Here is a 16,405-nt window from a genome sequence, read left to right on the forward strand (position 1 = left end):
GTTCCAGATACTCTACCGTGTAGTCGTGCATCGACCCCTGCATGGCGAACTCGGTGAAGAGACAGCCGCCGTAGAACGAGACGACGCCCTCGTTCCAGAGGACCGACTGGAGGTTCGTGTTGTCGCTCGTGCCGTAGAACCGCGTCGGATTCTCGCGGAGCACGTCGGTGTCGAGGTGCGGCAGGATGCGAACTTGGTCCGCACCGCCGATGACCGCGATGACGCCCGCGATGTCGGGGTCGGCAAAGGCGTCCATTACGTCTCGTGCGCGTGCTTCGGGGTGGTTATACAACCACTCGGGTGATTTCGTCGCGGTGGGGAACTCGACGGGGGTCAGTCCGAACTCCGATTCGAGACGGTCGAGTCCCAACTCATAGACGTGGGGGAACAGGGACGCGTGGCTCGTTCCGGGTGCGATGACCGCGACGGAATCGCCCGGTTCGAGGGCTGGCGGGAGGACGAACTCGTGCATGAGAGACGCGTCGAGAGAGTGTCTGAAAGCCGTTTCGTTCCCCGTTCTCCCCCGCTAACGAGCCGTTAATTCCGAATTTCACGGACAGAGCACTCCTGATTCGAGCTTAACCGTGACATAACAAAGACCCGTTCGGCCGTCGGCACGTCTATGTCGAACAGTTCCGTGGGGTGGTTAGAGACGCGCGGGGAGTGGCCGACGGCCGCCCCAAACCGCGTCTGGTTGTTGGCGATTCTCATCGGGGGGAAGACGCTCGACGCGGTGAGCACGATTACCGTCCTCCACCTTCGGGCCGACGTGTTCGAATCGGTGTGGCTCACGCGAACGCTCATGGAGCAGTTCGGGACGGTCGGCGGGTCGTTCCTCACGCTCGTGTTCGCCGTCGTCGGCGTCGTCGTTCTCGCGGAGAGCGGCCTCCTCATCGAGCGACTGTTCCCGGAGTCGTGGACCCCCGAGGGGTACCCCGCCGCCTTCAGGACGACGACGTATCTCGCCGCTGGCGCGTGGTACGGCTTTCTCGGCGTCCACAACTTCCTCTATCTCGTCTGATAGCCGACGTTCTATCTATTTTCTTATGCTTCGGTGCTCGGAACGCCAACACTAATATCGACCGCCCGACGCTTCCCGGTAATGAGCGAGACGAAAGATGAACTCGCGGGCGTGGTCGATATGTTCGGGGCGCTGACGCGCGGCGAACTGGCCGATGCGCTCGCCGAACTGGCGTTCAAGCAGGGCAAGGAAGTTGACGTGTCGGCGTTCGAGGTGGTTATCGAGGACGGCGTGCGCGACTTCTACCTCGTCGAAGCCGACGCCGACGGGGAGACCGTCCTCGTTCCCGGACCGGTTGCGTTCCCCGCACTGCCCGAGAACGCGGAGGACTTGCCGCACATCATGGACGTCCCCGAGCGGACGACCGACCGCGAGCGACTCGGGGAACGGGTACGGAAGCGATTGGCGACCGAGGCCGAAACGGCCGACGAGGAACGCGCACGGTATCTCGTGGACGTGAGCTACGACCTCGAAGCGTGGGCACCGGTCGAGGCGGACGACGTGCGCGAGCGGTTGGACGAGTCGCGTCCCGACCGGGCAAATTAAGGCCGGAGGGAGCAACGAAAACACATGAACCTCGGTCGGGTGGCCGACCACGAACCACGGTTGGTCACGGACGAGAAGCGCGAGGCCGCCGTCCTCGTTGCGATTATCGCCCGCGACGACGGCCCAGCCCTTCTCTTTACGAAACGGGCGGACCATCTCGGCGAACATCCCGGACAGATGAGTTTCGTCGGCGGCGGGCACGAACCGGGAGACGCGGACCTCTGGGAGACGGCGGTTCGGGAGTCCAACGAGGAGATAGGCCTTCGACCGGAGGAGATCGACGGCGTTGGCCGACTGGACGACATCCGAACGATAACCCACTATTCGATAAGTCCGTTCGTCGTTCGGATTCCCGACCGGCAGTACGACCCCGACGAGCGCGAGGTGGCCGAAATCGCCGTGCTCCCCGTCTCGGAACTGACGGACTTCGACAACTACGAGAACGAACACCGCGAGCATCCGCGCTACGGCGAGGTGGTCATCCACTACTTCCACGTCGATGGCTACACCGTCTGGGGCGCGACGGGGCGGATTCTGGTCCAACTGCTCGAACTGACGACCGACTGGCGCGCACCGGAGAAGATAGACCGGTTCGTCGATACCGATCCGGATTTGGGATAGCGTTCGGCGGCGAGGCGAGAACGAGCGCGCTCGTCCGCTCGGCGACGGATGTTTGCGATTCTCGCACGAATCGCCGCGAACGACCCGACCGACGCCGAAAACCCGAGATACTGATTCCTCTCGGAGAACACTGAATCATAGCGGATTACACCGGCCTACACTATTTCTCACTAAATCATACCATTCTCTACTGAAGAGTACTGGACTACCGACGCGGTAGCGGCCGGTTTCGGGTCATTCGACCGACGCACCAGCGTTCCGGATTGTCGGTACCCATAGGAACGAGGTGGTGGACGCTCAATGGCCGGTCATGCACGATGCAATCGTCGTCGGAGGCGGAATCGTCGGCGCCTCCGTCGCGTACCACCTCGCACGGGAAGACGTGGACACGCTCCTCGTCGACCGCCACGATACCGGACGAGCGACCGACGCCGGTGCCGGAATCATCTCGCCCGCGACCAGCAGTCGAACGGCCTCGGACCGGTGGTTCGAGTTCGCGCTCGAAGCGGCGGCGTACTACCCCGAACTGGTCGAGCACCTCGAAAACGAACAGGGCGGGAAGACGGGCTACTCCGACTGTCCTCTGCTCTCGGTCGCAGTGGACGAGGACGAAGTACCGGAGTACGACGCGGCATCCGAACGGATTCGGGAGCGACAGGAGAAGTACGATCAGCCAGCGCCCGGAACGACGGAAGAAATCTCGTCGTCGGTGGCGCAATCGCGGTACCCCGCGCTGGCCGAAACCCGCCGGTGTCGCGCCTACGACGGGGCCGCTCGGGTGGACGCCCGGACGTTCACCGGCGCGTTGCTCCGGGCGGGGGAAAGCCACGGGCTCACCGTCCTCGACGGGGACGTGACCCGAATCGACCACGAGGACGGCGCGGTCACGGGCGTCGAAACCGCGGACGGCGGGCGGTACGAAGCGAATGCGGTCGCCGTCGCCGGTGGCGCGTGGTCGCCCCGCTTCGCGGAGTCGCTCGGCGTGTCGATTCCCGTCGAACCCCAGCGCGGTCAGATCATCCACCTCGATTTGGGCGAGACGGACACGTCGTCGTGGCCCATCCTCAGCCCGTTCCACGGCCACTACATGGTCCCGTGGCCGGACAACCGCGTGGCTGTCGGCGCGACCCGCGAGGTCGGGTCGGGGTTCGAACCCCACGCGACGGCCGCGGGCGTCCACGAAGTGCTGGGCGAGGCGCTCCGCGTCGCGCCCGGCCTCGCCGACGCGGAAATCGACGAGGTTCGCGTCGGGCTTCGCCCGCGCTCCGCCGACCAACTCCCCGTGTTGGGCGCGGTTCCGACCGTCGAAGGCGTTCATCTGGCGACCGGCCACGGTGCGACGGGTCTGCAACTCGGGCCGTACAGCGGCAAACTGGTCGCGGACGAAATGCGGGGCGAGTCCGTCGATATCGAGACGTTCAGCGTGACGCGGTTCGAGTAAGGGATTCGAGTACGGGATTCGAATCGGGCAGTGGAGCGGGTCGTTTCACCGACCCGCCAGCCGTTCTCAGAACCGGTCGAGCGAGAACAGGTCGATGTCGTGGCGACTCTCGTCGTCGATGGCGAGGTCCGCTAAAATCTCGCCGACGACGCTCGACAGTTTGAAGCCGTGGCCCGAGAACCCGGCCCCGACGACGACCTGCGGGTGGTCCGGAAGCGTGTCGATAATGAAGTGCTCGTCCGGCGAGTTGGTGAACATGCAGGTCTCCAAGCGCATCGTCGGTCCCGCCGCGTCGGGGAAGTAGCGCTCCGTGAAATCCCGGAGGACACGCTCGTCGCCGGGCGTCGGTTCGGCCACGTCGTCCGGGTCCACCTCCTCGTGGAAGTGGTTGTACTTGCCGATCTTGTACCCCGGCACGCCGTACTCGGGGAAGCCGTAGAAGTAGCCCACCTCACACTCCACGATGAAGACGGGGAACGAATCGGGCTGGAACCGCTCGGGATGTTCGGGCTGGAACCACCCCAAGACCTGTCGCTCCGGCACCGCCTCCGTCTCCAGCATGGGGAGCAGGTTCGCGGCCCACGCGCCCGCCGTTACGACCATCGTGTCGGCGGTGTAGCTGTCTTCTGCCGTCTCGACGCGGACGCCGCCGTCGGCGGTCGGCTCCCAGTCGAGGACGCCCTCCCGCGCGTGAATCTCCGCGCCGTGTCGGTGGGCCGCGTTCACGTGGGCGACGACGCACTGCTCGACGTGGAGGAACCCGCCGTCCGGTTCGACGACCGCGACGAACTCGTCGGGCAGATCGTAGCCCGGATAGCGCTCGCCGAGTTCCGCACCCGAGAGCAGTTCGTGTTCCAAGCCGTGCTCCTCGGCCGATTTGCGCGCACCGGCGACCTTCTCGCTTCCCTCGGGTCCGGCGACGACGCACTCGGTTTTGTGGAGCAGTTGCGTCGAATGGGTCGCGTCCAACTCGTCCCACAGCTCGTAGGCGCGTTCGAGCAGCGGGACGTAATCCGGGTGTTCGTAGTACGCCTTTCGGATGATTCGCGTCAGGCCGTGGGACGACCCCATCGAGTGCGGTACGTCGTAGCGTTCGAGTCCCAATACGTCCTGCCCGCGCTCGGCGAGGTGGGCCGCCGTCGCGCTCCCCATGCCGCCGACGCCGACCACGATGGTGTCGTACTCCGTCATTCGTTTCCACCCTGTCCGCCGGTGACAATGAACGTGGGGGTCCGACGTCACGCGAGGGGTGGGCGCCGCCGCGGAACCGACGTCCCGCCGTCACCGAGTTGAACCGGCGATTTCGTTGTCCCAATTCCGCGAATCGTCCGAAAAATGGCCGTTCGGCGGACCGATACAGGTAAACCTGCGAGGTGAATATCGAGTGAAAACGGCCGCTTGGCGGTCGTGATACCGTGACGGAACAGACCGACTACTTCGACGACAGAATCGCGGACGCAATCCTCCACGGCTCGCCCTACGAGCGACTGCGCGTCCGACGGAACAGCCTCTTCGACCAACGTATCTCGACGAAACTGGCGTGGCAGAGCGTCGTGCTCCTCGCGCTCTCGCTCGTCGGACCGATAACGCTCGGCTATTCGGAATCGGTCGCGGCGCTATTTCCGGGCGGGACGCCGCTTACGTCCTCGCCCATCATCCTGATGCCCGGCGTGCTCGTCCTCCTCCTCGAAGCGGGCGCGGCGGCGGGACACGTCGCCGTCGCGGCGACCGTCCTCACCAACGAGTCGGACCTCAGCACGCGCCGGATGCGTCAACTCCTGAGCGTCGAGGAGATGGCGTCGTTCTACGGCCTCATCGGCGGCGCGCTGCTCCTCACGATAACGGTAGCGTTCTTCCTCCTCGGGTACGCCGGAGTGGAGACGATTCAACAGTACACGACCGCCGGAGCGCAGGGACCGTTCGACACGTCCGGGACCGGACTGAGCGTGCTGGCCGTCTCGACCGTCGCCTTCGTCGGGAGCGTCATGCTCTTTACGGCGAGTCGCCTGCTCGATACCCGAATGCGATAGCGGGCCGGACGGAACGCTTACTGACGTTCACGGCGTGGGTGTGAGCATGGAGGAATCGGGATGGCGACACGGAGGACACGCTGTACGACATCTCCTCGACCCGTCGCTCGACGACGACGTGTACCGAGCGTTAGCGAGCCGTCGCCGTCGGTACGCCGTCTACGCGCTGATGGAGTGGGACCGGGTTTCGATGGACGAACTGGCCGACGTCCTCACCGGGTGGCTCTACGCGAGCGAGTACCGAATGCGACGCCGGACGACCGAACCGGTTGATTACGGAACTACGCCACGAGCACGTCCACATGCTACGGAAGGCGGGATCGCCGGGTACGATTCGAGCGGAGAGGACTCGTACTCCCCGCAGCGCCTCCCGGTCGCCGAGCACGCCGGGCATCAGGATGATGGGCGAGGACGTAAGCGGCGTCCCGCCCGGAAATAGCGCCGCGACCGATTCGAATAGCCGAGCGTTATCGGTCCGACGAGCGAGAGCGCGAGGAGCACGACGCTCTGCCACGCCAGTTTCGTCGAGATACGTTGGTCGAAGAGGCTGTTCCGTCGGACGCGCAGTCGCTCGTAGGGCGAGCCGTGGAGGATTGCGTCCGCGATTCTGTCGTCGAAGTAGTCGGTCTGTTCCGTCACGGTATCACGACCGCCAAGCGGCCGTTTTCACTCGATATTCACCTCGCAGGTTTACCTGTATCGGTCCGCCGAACGGCCATTTTTCGGACGATTCGCGGAATTGGGACAACGAAATCGCCGGTTCAACTCGGTGACGGCGGGACGTCGGTTCCGCGGCGGCGCCCACCCCTCGCGTGACGTCGGACCCCCACGTTCATTGTCACCGGCGGACAGGGTGGAAACGAATGACGGAGTACGACACCATCGTGGTCGGCCGTCGGCGGCATGGGAGCGCGACGGCGGATCCCACCTCGCCGAGCGCGGGCAGGACGTTCGGGAGACCATCGCCGACGTGGAACGCAACCGAAAGACGCTCGTCGTCTACAGCGAGGACCCGTCCACCGACATCGCCGACGAGTTCGAAACGAAAAACGTCACGGTGCGGTACAATCGGCTTCGGGGCGTCGGCCCGGACGAGTTCCTCGTCATCCGCGACCGCGACGGATTCAAGGGTGCAATCGGACTGACGTCGCTTCGAGAGTTTCTCACGCCGCCCGTCCGCGTCCCGTGGAGCGACGAGTTCGACCCGTCCGCGTTCCGCGACCTGCTGGCGCTGCTCGACCGGACCCTGTTCTCGTCGTTCGACCGTCGCCAGATGCTGGCGACGAGCCGCGAGTTCGAGGACCGCGCGTGGCGCGTCGGCGAGGGGACGCTCCACGTCGGCTTCCAGTCGTTGTCCGCGTTTCGCGCACAGACGGACGTGTACCGTCGCCTCGCGCGCGAGACGACCCTCGACGTCCACATCTACGGGCGGGCGGACTGGCAACCGCCGCGTATTCGAAACACGACCTATCGTGCCAGAAAGACGGGCGAAATCGGTTCGGTGTGGTTCATCGTCTACGACGGCGGCGGTGACGACCGGCAAAAATGCGCGCTGGTTGCCGAGGAGCGCGACGAGGGGCGATTTTTCGGCTTTTGGACCTACGACCCCTCGACGGTCGACGACCTCCGTACCCACCTCGAACGGACGTACGGGTGAGCAGAGAGCCGTCGCGGCGTTCGGCGACGGTCCCCGATTACCGATTTCGGACGACGGGATACAGCGCCCCCAACACCAGTCCGAAGACGGCGTGACCCATCAAACTGGTCGGGTTGACGTTCGGGACGGGAGGTGCCATCGGAAAGCCGACCGCCTGCAACCAGACGGGCATGACGAGGACGGCCGCGACGACCCAGAGCAGGACGCCGTACCCGACGCCGACCAGCGCGGACGTTCCGACCGAATCCGTCAGCGTTCGAAAGCGCGGCGTCGTCGCGATCGCGGCGAACACGACGCCGAAGATAGCCGCGTTTACCATGTGAATCACCCATCCGGCAAATCCACCTTCGAGTCCCCAGAGGGCGGGAATAGCGTGTTCGATGACCGGCCGCATCTGCACCGTCAGCATGACGCCCATCACCGCCCCCGCGACGAGTCCCGAACCGACGCCCGCTTGCCACGCACCGTCCGTATTCGCTGCCGTTTCCGCCGTTCGTTCTGTCGCTGTTTCGGTTGCCATCACCCGTTACTACCGCGAATCGGGATAAGTCGATTTGGCGTGCGTGCGGTCGGGACGCACGTGCGTCGGGAATGCACGACCGGGGTGAGTTGAAGGTAACTGGGACGTTTATCGTCGTTCGTGTGGTCTGCTCACTCATGAACGACCCCGACCCACAACGATTCCGAAGCCTGATGCTCGCGGATGAGCCGGGGTTCGAAGACGTGTTGACCTGCGTGTTCTCAATCCAACCGCACGAGAGTCGAACCTATCTGGCGCTCTTAGAGCGTCCGAACAGCACGACCGAGGAGTTGGCGCGGACGACCGGCCGCGACCGAAGCAACGTCTCGCGGTCGCTTGCGACCCTGCGCGAGAAGGGGTTGGCGAGCAGACGCCGCCACCTCCTCGACGGCGGAGGGCACGTCTATCGCCACGAACCGACGCCCCTGTCGGAGGCGAAAGCGCTCATGCACCGAACGCTCGACGAGTGGTGTGCGTACGTCCACGGTCGAATCGACGAGTTCGGCGAGTGACTCACTCGTCGGACGCGAGCGCCGCCACCCGAACCGCTCCGAGCGTCGCCAACGGTGGGAAAACAGCGACCGCGAGGAACGTCCCGAGCGCCACTCGGAGCGATAGGGACGTGCTGGGCGCGTCGAGCAGCGGAAGGCTTCCGAGCCAGAACTGGAACGTCCCGACGAGCACGGAAAATCCGAGGACCGACACACCGTGGCCGGACACCGCGGCGGAACTCCGCCGAACCGCGTTCCGTATCGATGCTCCCCGGGCCACCAGAACCGGCGCGGGAAACAGCCGCACCGAAACGAACACGAAAGCGAGGAAAGCGGCGAGCTTCCCGACGAACCCGAACGCCGCGCCCGTCGCGGCCACCAACGAGAGGACGGCCAGCAGACCGGCGAGATAGGCGGTTACCGACGCGACGTCACGCGGCGAGACGGAATCGCCATCGACGAGGGCGACGACGGCGGTGACCGCGGCCGCGGTCGCCGTCAACGAGGCGAGCCATACCGCGGCGATTCCGGCGACGGGGAGGAGACGAAGGCCGAACACCGCGCCGACGGGTCGGGTAACGAGCTGCACGGAACCGGGATGCACGCCAAATCGACTTATCCCGATTCGCGGTAGTAACGGGTGATGGCAACCGAAACAGCGACAGAACGAACGGCGGAAACGGCAGCGAATACGGACGGTGCGTGGCAAGCGGGCGTCGGTTCGGGACTCGTCGCGGGGGCGGTGATGGGCGTCATGCTGACGGTGCAGATGCGGCCGGTCATCGAACACGCTATTCCCGCCCTCTGGGGACTCGAAGGTGGATTTGCCGGATGGGTGATTCACATGGTAAACGCGGCTATCTTCGGCGTCGTGTTCGCCGCGATCGCGACGACGCCGCGCTTTCGAACGCTGACGGATTCGGTCGGAACGTCCGCGCTGGTCGGCGTCGGGTACGGCGTCCTGCTCTGGGTCGTCGCGGCCGTCCTCGTCATGCCCGTCTGGTTGCAGGCGGTCGGCTTTCCGATGGCACCTCCCGTCCCGAACGTCAACCCGACCAGTTTGATGGGTCACGCCGTCTTCGACTGGTGTTGGGGGCGCTGTATCCCGTCGTCCGAAATCGGTAATCGGGGACCGTCGCCGAACGCCGCGACGGCTCTCTGCTCACCCGTACGTCCGTTCGAGGTGGGTACGGAGGTCGTCGACCGTCGAGGGGTAGGTCCAAAAGCCGAAAAATCGCCCCTCGTCGCGCTCCTCGGCAACCAGCGCGCATTTTTGCCGGTCGTCACCGCCGCCGTCGTAGACGATGAACCACACCGAACCGATTTCGCCCGTCTTTCTGCACGATAGGTCGTGTTTCGAATACGCGGCGGTTGCCAGTCCGCCCGCCCGTAGATGTGGACGTCGAGGGTCGTCTCGCGCGCGAGGCGACGGTACACGTCCGTCTGTGCGCGAAACGCGGACAACGACTGGAAGCCGACGTGGAGCGTCCCTCGCCGACGCGCCACGCGCGGTCCTCGAACCCGGTCCGCGACCACCGGCGGCGACCCGTCGCTCGACGGGAAGAACGACGACGCGAAAGACGACTCCGGCGCGGGCGTCCGCCACCGATATCGAAGCTCGCCGCGGAGGTCCGGCGACGGGTTGACCGCGGAGACGCGCCGTCCGTCGGTCGAAATCACCGTCTCGTTGCGGTAGGCGGTGTCGGCCGCGATGGCGGGAAACTGCCCGTGGAACTCCGAGAGCAGCGTCCGCGCCGTGCCGTCGGCCACGTCCACGGCGAGGAGGTCACGGGTGGCGGTGTAGGCCGTCCCGTCGTAGACGAGCGGCGACGACGGCGTTCCGAACACGTTCTTCGGCGTTCGTTTCCAACGAACGTCGGGTTTCGACCGGAGCGAGAGTCCGTCCGGTTTGTAGCCGCTTCCCGCCGAGTCGCACCCGACGAGCGGCCAGTCGTCGTTCGAAACCGTCGTCGTGGCGGCGGGATAGACGGCGCTACAGCCACCGAGCGTGCCCGCGACGGCGGCCGAGACGACACCGAGGAAGCGCCGACGGGAGGAAGACGAGGGGAGAAGAGAGTTCGAAGGAGGGCTGAAGTCGCTCACGTTTCGGGACAACCACTGAGAAAACAAATACTGTTCGGATGGACGACATCCCGAACTGGTCTATCAGTCCACTTAACCGTCTTCGCGGATTTGCAACGGTAGCGAATGAGCTATCGAGACGCGGTTATGGCGGCGAAGTACGCCGGTGGGTCGAACGAGCAAGCGACGGCGCTCCATCAGCGACGACTCGAAACCGTCATCGACGGCAGGGGGTACTTCGACTTCGAGTCGCCGCGGGGCATCGTCGTCCACGTCGTCCCCACCGGCGTCTACGACGACGGCTACGCCATCGACCTCGGGGGGCACAGCGTTCTGCCGGAGGCCGACCCGTCGCGGCCGGAACAGCTCCCCGTCCTCGGGCGAGACGGCGCGCGCGGGTCGTGGACCGGCGACGGGTTCGGGGCCGTCGTCGAGGCCGACGAACGCGACGCCCCCGCGGGCTACGCGCACCTCTTTTCGAACGGCGTCGTCGAGTCCGTCTCGGCGATTCCGTTCGAGTCGTCGGAATCCGACGCACCGCGACTCGACGGTCGAACCCTCGAACTCGGACTGACGCGGTGCATCCGTCGGTATCTGCGCGTTCTCGCCTACCACCAGCGTATGGCTCCGGTTCACGTCGCACTCAGCGTGTTCGGCACGGACGGGCTTCGCCTCGATGCGAGCGGGAAGGAAGCGGGTGACGCGACGGCCGTCGAGGGAGTGACCGAGAAGAATAACATTATTAATGAAAGAATACTCGCTCCGTTTCCGGTCACGTTCGAAAACTACGACGTGGACGTGCGGGAGGCGTTGAGTGACCCCATCGATGCGCTCTGGCGAGGTGCCGGTCGTCCCGGCTCTCCCTTCGTTTCCGGCGATACGTGGGCGCTCCGGTCCGAGTTCACTCGGACGAAGTGAGCGGACGCCCGGGTGTCGAGTCGTCGGTTGTGTTGGCCGAAATTTTCCTCGCTTCGACACATGCCCCGAAATTTAATCATAATAGCAACAAGAATGGAGAATAATTACGACGATGCGAGTGATTCTTTTCCGGGATTCAGTTCCACATCAGCGACATATTCTATCGAATACTAGTATCGGAATGAACGTCGTAGGCCGTGCTTACCGATTTCGACCACACGTTTCAGGCACCCAATAACAATGATTGGCTCAGTAAAAAAGATTCGACAGTTGCTCATATCCGCGGACTGCGGACGAGCGGCGAACCCACCAACGAATCACAGAACACATGACGAAAAAAAGCACCATACCAGACTCGATAAAGCGACGACGGCTTCTACAGGGCCTCGGTGCAACCGGTGCCGCGGCGCTCGCTGGCTGTACAGGCAGTCAACAGGGCGGAGGCGGTGGCGGAAAACTGAACCTCGCGCAGGTCAAAAGTCCGCTCGAATTCGACCCCATCGTCCTCAACGACGTCCCATCCCAACAGGTATCGGACCGCGTGTTCGAGGGGCTGTATACGTACAACTCGGGCATCGAAATCGTCCCCCACATCGCAACCGGGGAACCGACGGTGAAGAACAACGGAAAGACGTACATCGTCGAGATGCAAAAGGGGGTGAAGTTCCAGAACGGGGACTCCATGACGCCCGAGGACGTGAAGTACTCCTTCGAAGCACCCGTCAAGGAGGAGACGGAGAACGCGGCCACGTACACGATGATAGACACCGTCACGCCGATGGGAGATCGAAAGGTCAAGTTCGATCTGAAATATCCGTACGGGCCGTTCATGAACATCCTGACCGCTTCCATCGTCCCGAAGAAGGTCCGGGAGAAGAACAAAAAGAAGTTCAACAAGAAGAATCCCGTCGGCTCCGGTCCGTTCAAATTCGACGGCTGGCAGGAGGGCAACTTCGCCAGAATCAAGCGCTGGGATAACTACTGGGGCAAGCCGGAACCGAACCTCTCCGAGGTCAAGTTCGTGCCGGTCGAGGAACCGACGACCCGACTCACGAGCCTGCAGACCGGGGAAAACGACGTTATCGAGGAGATTCCGCCGAAGCTCTGGAAGCAGGTCGAGAACATGAACGACGCGTCCATCGCGTCCAAACTCGGGATGGGGTACTTCTATCTGGCCTTCAACTGCAAGAAGGGTCCGACGACGGACCCCAAGGTTCGGGAGGCCATCGACTACTGCTTCAACATGGACCAGGCCGTGTCGAACTTCGTCGAACCGACCGGCGTCCGCCAGTACAGCCCGCTGCCGGAACAACTATCGAAGCAGTGGGGCTTCCCGCTGGAGAAGTGGAAGAAGATTCCCCACAACAAGAACATCGACAAGGCAAAGGAGATGCTGGACAGTTCGGACAAGGTTCCGGACAACTGGAACGCCAATATCATCGTTCCGCCGGACGACAAGCGCCAGCAACTCGGCGTCACCGTGGCGAACGGGCTGAAGGAAGCCGGATACAACGCCAACGTCCAGCGCCTCGACTGGGGTGCGTTCCTCGATAAGTACGTCTCGGGCAAACCGAGCGACTACAACATGTACACGCTGGGCTGGTCCGGCGGTCCGGACCCCGACGACTTCCTGTACTACTTCTTCACGAAGTCGGCCCACGGGACGACCGACGGCACCTACTACACGGGCGTGGACAAACAGGTCCAGCAGGCGCGGAAAACCGCGAACCACGCCGAACGCAAGAAACTGTACAGCAACGCCATCACCAAGTTGCTCAACGACCGGGCGCACCTGCCGTCGTACAACTTGAAAAACAGCTTCGGGGTCAAACAGGACGTGAACGGGTTCATGGCGCATCCCTTGTTGAGTTTCGTTCTCTCGACGAGCTACACCAACGTGTCCATCGGGGCGCAGTAGCTCGACCCCCGTTTCGATACGACTCACCGACAATACAATGGGAATCTTCCGCTATACGATTCGACGCTTGCTGCAGGCCATCCCCGTCCTCATCGGCATCGTCACGATAACGTTTCTGTTGACGAACGCGATTCCGGGCAACCCGGTGCAGATAATGCTCGGACCCTCGCCGAGCGCACAGATGGTCCAAGAGATACGCGCACAGTACGGGCTGAACCAACCGCTTCCGGTGCGGTACGTGAACTACCTCGTCTCGGTCGCGCAGGGGAACCTCGGCCAGAGCATCTACTACGGAGTTCCCGTGACGCAGAAGATAATGGAGCGACTGCCGGTGACGCTCCTGCTCATGCTGTCGAGTTTCACGTTCGCACTCGTCGCTGCCATTCCGCTGGGCATCGTCTCGGCCAAACGACGCAACAAACCGACCGACCACGTGTCCCGCGTCGTCGCCCTCATCGGCGTCAGCACGCCGTCGTTCTGGATCGGACTGATGCTCATCATCATCTTCGCGTACTACCTGAACTGGCTTCCGGCGACGGGGCTGGTGCTCCCGTGGGCGAGTCCGAGTTCGGTCGAGGGGGCGTCCTCCCGGGGCGACGTGCTCTGGCAGACGTTCACCCACCTGTTGCTCCCGACGCTCTCGCTCGGAACGCTCCAGATGGCCGCTATCACGCGAATCGAACGGTCGTCCATGCTGGAAGTGCTCCAACAGGAGTACGTGAAGCTGGCGCGCGCCTACGGCGTCGCGGAGCGCACCATCGTCCGAAAGCACGCGTTTCGAAACGCACAACTCCCCGTCATCACCGTCGTCGGCCTGCAACTCACGTCGGCGCTCGGCGGGGCGGTGCTGACCGAAACCGTGTTCAACATCAACGGAATGGGGCGGCTCATCATCACGGCGATCAACAATCAGGACTACCCGCTGGTCATGGGGACGACGATATTCTTCGGTCTGACGTTCATCCTGGGCGTCGTCATAACCGACCTTTCGTACGCGTACATCGACCCGCGAGTGACCTACGACGAGGTGGACTAAGATGGGAACAGGAGAAGCAAGTTCGACGGACGTTCGCAACGCGAGCAGGAACGAACAGGCTGACGACGGGGGGAAAGTCGAAGCCCGCGTCGGATGGCGATACACGCTCAGCCAGATACGCAAGGACACGACCGCGCGGCTCGGGTTCTACATCATCGGCTTCATCTTCGTGGTCGCGGTCTTCGCGTGGATAGACGCGAAGCTCTTCGATTACGCCATCATCAGTAGCTTCTGGCACAACCCGGTGAACGACCCGTCGAACGCCAAGATTCTGCGTCCCCCGGCGTGGACGAGCAACACGTTCGGCCCCGGACTGTGGGAGTACCCGCTCGGAACCGACCACCGCGGTCGAGACATCCTCGTCCGACTCGTCTACGGCTCCCGAATCGCCATGCAAGTCGGCATCGTCTCGACTGGATTCGGTCTCATATGCGGGACGCTCGTCGGTGCCGTCGCGGGCTATCACGGCGGATGGGTAGACGACGTGCTGATGCGCGTTGCCGAGACGCTGTACGCGATTCCGTTCCTCGTGCTGGTCATCGCGTTCATGGCCGCGTTCGGCCGCGACCTGACGTTCGCCATGATCGGCGTCGGCATCACGACGATTCCGGTGTTCGCCCGCCTGATTCGGTCGCGGGTGGTCAGCGTCCGGGAGGAAGAGTACATCGAGGCGGCGAGAGCGGCGGGCGTCCGCGACCGGAACATCATCCTCCGGCACGTGATTCCCAACAGTTTCGCACCCGTCCTCGTGCAGGCGACGTTGCAGGTCGGCATCAGCATCCTCATCGTCGCAGGACTCTCGTTCCTCGGGTTCGGCGCACAGCCCCCTACGCCGTCGTGGGGGCAGATGCTGAGTCAATCGCGCGGCTACATGCTTCCCGACCCGTGGTTCAGCCTCTGGCCGGGACTCGCCATCCTCGTCACCGTGATGGGGTTCAACCTGCTCGGTGACGGCCTGCGGGACGCGCTCGACCCGCGAATCAAGAACTGACGGAGACACCATGACTGATACACTGTTACACATCGACGACCTGAAGACGCAGTTTTTCACCGAGGAGGGCGTCGTCCGCGCGGTGGACGGCATCTCCTTCGACGTAAAGGAAGGCGAAATCGTCGGCCTCGTGGGCGAATCCGGGGCCGGAAAGAGCGTCGCCGCACAGAGCATCTTGCGCCTCATCGACCCGCCCGGCGAAATCGTCGGCGGCGAGGTTCGGTTCCGCGACGAGGTGCTGTTCGGCCTCGAAGAAGGTCCGGACGGCGAACTCCGCCAACGCGACGAGATGCTCTCGAACGACGAGATGCGCCGACGGATTCGCGGCCGCGAAATCGCCATCATCTTCCAAGACCCGATGGAGAGCCTGAACCCCGTGTTCACGGTGGGCGACCAACTTCGGGAGTTCATCAAACTCAACCGCGGCCTCTCGAAGAGCGAGGCCAAGGAGGAGGCTATCGACATGCTCCGCGAGGTGGGCATCCCGGAACCGGTAGAACGGTACGACAACTACCCCCACCAGTTCTCCGGGGGGATGCGCCAGCGCGTGCTCATCGCCATGGCGCTGGCCTGCGAGCCGAGTCTCATCATCGCGGACGAACCGACGACGGCGCTCGACGTGACCGTCGAGGGCCAAATCCTCTCGCTCGTGGACGAGCTACAGGGCAAGTACGACACGAGTTTTATCTGGGTCACCCACGACATGGGCGTCGTCGCCGAACTCTGTGACCGCGTGAACGTGATGTACCTCGGCGAAATCGTCGAGCAGGCGACCGTGGACGACCTGTTCTACGACACGAAACACCCCTACACCGAGGCGCTGTTGGACTCCATGCCCCGCCCCGACCAGACCGTCGAGGAATTGAATCCGATTCGGGGCGTCATGCCCGAGGCCATCGACCCGCCGCGCGGCTGTCGGTTCCACACCCGCTGTCCCGACGCCCGCGAGATCTGCACGGAGGTCCACCCCGACTGTCGGGAGGTGTCGGACCAGGGCGAAAACACGCACAAGGCGGCGTGCGTGAAACACGACGCCTTCGACGTGGGCTACGAGTTCAGCGACCCCATCGAGATTCGCGCCGAGACGGGTATCACGGGTGATGTCGTCACCGACCCGCAGGAGGGTGACTGAC

At 63.9% G+C, this 16,405-nt stretch carries 21 protein-coding genes; 13 read left to right on the top strand and 8 right to left on the bottom strand.

Annotated features, from left to right (window positions below):
- On the bottom strand, window positions 1–472 hold a 472-nt coding region (locus BG842_RS26015), incomplete at its 3' end, for an LD-carboxypeptidase (protein WP_175424303.1).
- A 150-nt stretch (window positions 473–622) separates the two neighbouring features.
- Between BG842_RS26015 and BG842_RS26020 the strand changes: the two genes are divergently transcribed.
- The 4 genes from BG842_RS26020 to BG842_RS26035 all read left to right on the top strand — a co-directional run bounded on the left by BG842_RS26020 (window position 623) and on the right by BG842_RS26035 (window position 3,629).
- Entirely contained in the window at window positions 623–1,021 is a 399-nt protein-coding gene (locus BG842_RS26020) for a hypothetical protein (protein WP_007981822.1), read from the top strand.
- An 81-nt stretch (window positions 1,022–1,102) separates the two neighbouring features.
- The gene (locus tag BG842_RS26025; RefSeq protein ID WP_069453058.1) at window positions 1,103–1,567 is read left to right on the top strand and encodes a hypothetical protein; all 465 of its coding nucleotides are present in this window, start codon (window positions 1,103–1,105) and stop codon (window positions 1,565–1,567) included.
- A 24-nt stretch (window positions 1,568–1,591) separates the two neighbouring features.
- Complete coding sequence (locus BG842_RS26030) at window positions 1,592–2,188, top strand: CoA pyrophosphatase (RefSeq protein WP_069453059.1); 597 nt, start codon at window positions 1,592–1,594, stop codon at window positions 2,186–2,188.
- A gap of 310 nt (window positions 2,189–2,498) precedes the next feature.
- Window positions 2,499–3,629 (top strand): FAD-binding oxidoreductase, encoded by a 1,131-nt coding sequence (locus BG842_RS26035; protein ID WP_069453060.1) that lies wholly within the window; start codon window positions 2,499–2,501, stop codon window positions 3,627–3,629.
- A gap of 66 nt (window positions 3,630–3,695) precedes the next feature.
- Here BG842_RS26035 and solA read toward each other — a convergent pair whose 3' ends face one another.
- Window positions 3,696–4,820 (bottom strand): N-methyl-L-tryptophan oxidase, encoded by a 1,125-nt coding sequence (gene solA / locus BG842_RS26040; RefSeq protein WP_069453061.1) that lies wholly within the window; start codon window positions 4,818–4,820, stop codon window positions 3,696–3,698.
- 224 nt (window positions 4,821–5,044) lie between these two features.
- Here solA and BG842_RS26045 point away from each other — a divergent pair, with 224 nt between their 5' ends.
- On the top strand, window positions 5,045–5,659 hold the full coding sequence (locus BG842_RS26045; protein WP_069453062.1) for a hypothetical protein: 615 nt from the start codon (window positions 5,045–5,047) through the stop codon (window positions 5,657–5,659).
- Between the two features lie 46 nt (window positions 5,660–5,705).
- Window positions 5,706–6,098 carry a hypothetical protein gene (locus BG842_RS26050; RefSeq protein ID WP_254663500.1) on the top strand — a complete coding sequence of 131 codons (393 nt, stop codon included), beginning with the start codon at window positions 5,706–5,708 and terminating at the stop codon, window positions 6,096–6,098.
- On the opposite strand, the gene BG842_RS26055 is transcribed toward BG842_RS26050, so the two are convergent.
- Complete coding sequence (locus BG842_RS26055; RefSeq protein ID WP_069453063.1) at window positions 6,053–6,298, bottom strand: hypothetical protein; 246 nt, start codon at window positions 6,296–6,298, stop codon at window positions 6,053–6,055. The genes BG842_RS26050 and BG842_RS26055 overlap by 46 nt on opposite strands.
- A gap of 214 nt (window positions 6,299–6,512) precedes the next feature.
- Between BG842_RS26055 and BG842_RS26060 the strand changes: the two genes are divergently transcribed.
- Entirely contained in the window at window positions 6,513–7,316 is an 804-nt protein-coding gene (locus BG842_RS26060; RefSeq protein WP_254663501.1) for a DICT sensory domain-containing protein, read from the top strand.
- Between the two features lie 37 nt (window positions 7,317–7,353).
- Here the strand turns inward: BG842_RS26060 and BG842_RS26065 are convergent, their stop codons facing one another.
- Entirely contained in the window at window positions 7,354–7,836 is a 483-nt protein-coding gene (locus BG842_RS26065) for a histidine kinase (RefSeq protein WP_069453064.1), read from the bottom strand.
- A 137-nt stretch (window positions 7,837–7,973) separates the two neighbouring features.
- Between BG842_RS26065 and BG842_RS26070 the strand changes: the two genes are divergently transcribed.
- Window positions 7,974–8,348 (top strand): helix-turn-helix domain-containing protein, encoded by a 375-nt coding sequence (locus tag BG842_RS26070; protein WP_007981838.1) that lies wholly within the window; start codon window positions 7,974–7,976, stop codon window positions 8,346–8,348.
- Window position 8,349: 1 nt separating this feature from the next.
- On the opposite strand, the gene BG842_RS26075 is transcribed toward BG842_RS26070, so the two are convergent.
- Genes BG842_RS26075 through BG842_RS32345 form a run of 4 tightly spaced genes read right to left on the bottom strand, consistent with a single transcriptional unit; the run spans window position 8,350 to window position 10,430 of the window.
- Window positions 8,350–8,916, bottom strand: a complete 567-nt coding sequence (locus BG842_RS26075) for a hypothetical protein (RefSeq protein ID WP_254663502.1) — start codon at window positions 8,914–8,916, stop codon at window positions 8,350–8,352.
- A 26-nt stretch (window positions 8,917–8,942) separates the two neighbouring features.
- A complete protein-coding gene (locus tag BG842_RS30440) occupies window positions 8,943–9,110 on the bottom strand; it encodes a hypothetical protein (RefSeq protein ID WP_175424304.1) in 168 nt (55 codons plus the stop codon).
- Window positions 9,111–9,167: 57 nt separating this feature from the next.
- Entirely contained in the window at window positions 9,168–9,377 is a 210-nt protein-coding gene (locus BG842_RS30445) for a hypothetical protein (RefSeq protein WP_069453065.1), read from the bottom strand.
- A gap of 18 nt (window positions 9,378–9,395) precedes the next feature.
- A complete protein-coding gene (locus tag BG842_RS32345; RefSeq protein WP_254663503.1) occupies window positions 9,396–10,430 on the bottom strand; it encodes a hypothetical protein in 1,035 nt (344 codons plus the stop codon).
- A 105-nt stretch (window positions 10,431–10,535) separates the two neighbouring features.
- Between BG842_RS32345 and BG842_RS26095 the strand changes: the two genes are divergently transcribed.
- The 5 genes from BG842_RS26095 (at window position 10,536) to BG842_RS26115 (ending at window position 16,404) form a co-directional block, all read left to right on the top strand.
- Window positions 10,536–11,327, top strand: coding sequence for a hypothetical protein (locus BG842_RS26095; protein ID WP_254663504.1), 792 nt, complete (start codon window positions 10,536–10,538; stop codon window positions 11,325–11,327).
- 328 nt (window positions 11,328–11,655) lie between these two features.
- Complete coding sequence (locus BG842_RS26100) at window positions 11,656–13,245, top strand: ABC transporter substrate-binding protein (protein WP_069453067.1); 1,590 nt, start codon at window positions 11,656–11,658, stop codon at window positions 13,243–13,245.
- Window positions 13,246–13,282: 37 nt separating this feature from the next.
- On the top strand, window positions 13,283–14,281 hold the full coding sequence (locus BG842_RS26105; RefSeq protein ID WP_069453068.1) for an ABC transporter permease: 999 nt from the start codon (window positions 13,283–13,285) through the stop codon (window positions 14,279–14,281).
- Window position 14,282: 1 nt separating this feature from the next.
- Window positions 14,283–15,272: an ABC transporter permease gene (locus BG842_RS26110; RefSeq protein ID WP_069453069.1), complete on the top strand. Its 990-nt coding sequence runs from the start codon at window positions 14,283–14,285 to the stop codon at window positions 15,270–15,272.
- Window positions 15,273–15,282: 10 nt separating this feature from the next.
- The gene (locus BG842_RS26115; RefSeq protein WP_069453070.1) at window positions 15,283–16,404 is read left to right on the top strand and encodes an ABC transporter ATP-binding protein; all 1,122 of its coding nucleotides are present in this window, start codon (window positions 15,283–15,285) and stop codon (window positions 16,402–16,404) included.
- Window position 16,405: the final 1 nt, after the last annotated feature.

The sequence above is a fragment of the Haladaptatus sp. W1 genome (assembly GCF_001723155.1).
Classification (GTDB): domain Archaea; phylum Halobacteriota; class Halobacteria; order Halobacteriales; family Haladaptataceae; genus Haladaptatus; species Haladaptatus paucihalophilus.

Bases quoted from the DNA above. Each gene is read 5' to 3' on its own strand.
- BG842_RS26020 (WP_007981822.1), top strand. From the start codon at position 623: ATGTCGAACAGTTCCGTGGGGTGGTTAGAGACGCGCGGGGAGTGGCCG.
- BG842_RS26025 (WP_069453058.1), top strand. From the start codon at position 1,103: ATGAGCGAGACGAAAGATGAACTCGCGGGCGTGGTCGATATGTTCGGG.
- BG842_RS26030 (WP_069453059.1), top strand. From the start codon at position 1,592: ATGAACCTCGGTCGGGTGGCCGACCACGAACCACGGTTGGTCACGGAC.
- BG842_RS26035 (WP_069453060.1), top strand. From the start codon at position 2,499: ATGCACGATGCAATCGTCGTCGGAGGCGGAATCGTCGGCGCCTCCGTC.
- solA (WP_069453061.1), bottom strand. From the start codon at position 4,820: ATGACGGAGTACGACACCATCGTGGTCGGCGTCGGCGGCATGGGGAGC.
- BG842_RS26050 (WP_254663500.1), top strand. From the start codon at position 5,706: ATGGAGGAATCGGGATGGCGACACGGAGGACACGCTGTACGACATCTC.
- BG842_RS26065 (WP_069453064.1), bottom strand. From the start codon at position 7,836: ATGGCAACCGAAACAGCGACAGAACGAACGGCGGAAACGGCAGCGAAT.
- BG842_RS26070 (WP_007981838.1), top strand. From the start codon at position 7,974: ATGAACGACCCCGACCCACAACGATTCCGAAGCCTGATGCTCGCGGAT.
- BG842_RS30440 (WP_175424304.1), bottom strand. From the start codon at position 9,110: ATGACCGGCCGCATCTGCACCGTCAGCATGACGCCCATCACCGCCCCC.
- BG842_RS26095 (WP_254663504.1), top strand. From the start codon at position 10,536: ATGAGCTATCGAGACGCGGTTATGGCGGCGAAGTACGCCGGTGGGTCG.
- BG842_RS26100 (WP_069453067.1), top strand. From the start codon at position 11,656: ATGACGAAAAAAAGCACCATACCAGACTCGATAAAGCGACGACGGCTT.
- BG842_RS26105 (WP_069453068.1), top strand. From the start codon at position 13,283: ATGGGAATCTTCCGCTATACGATTCGACGCTTGCTGCAGGCCATCCCC.
- BG842_RS26110 (WP_069453069.1), top strand. From the start codon at position 14,283: ATGGGAACAGGAGAAGCAAGTTCGACGGACGTTCGCAACGCGAGCAGG.
- BG842_RS26115 (WP_069453070.1), top strand. From the start codon at position 15,283: ATGACTGATACACTGTTACACATCGACGACCTGAAGACGCAGTTTTTC.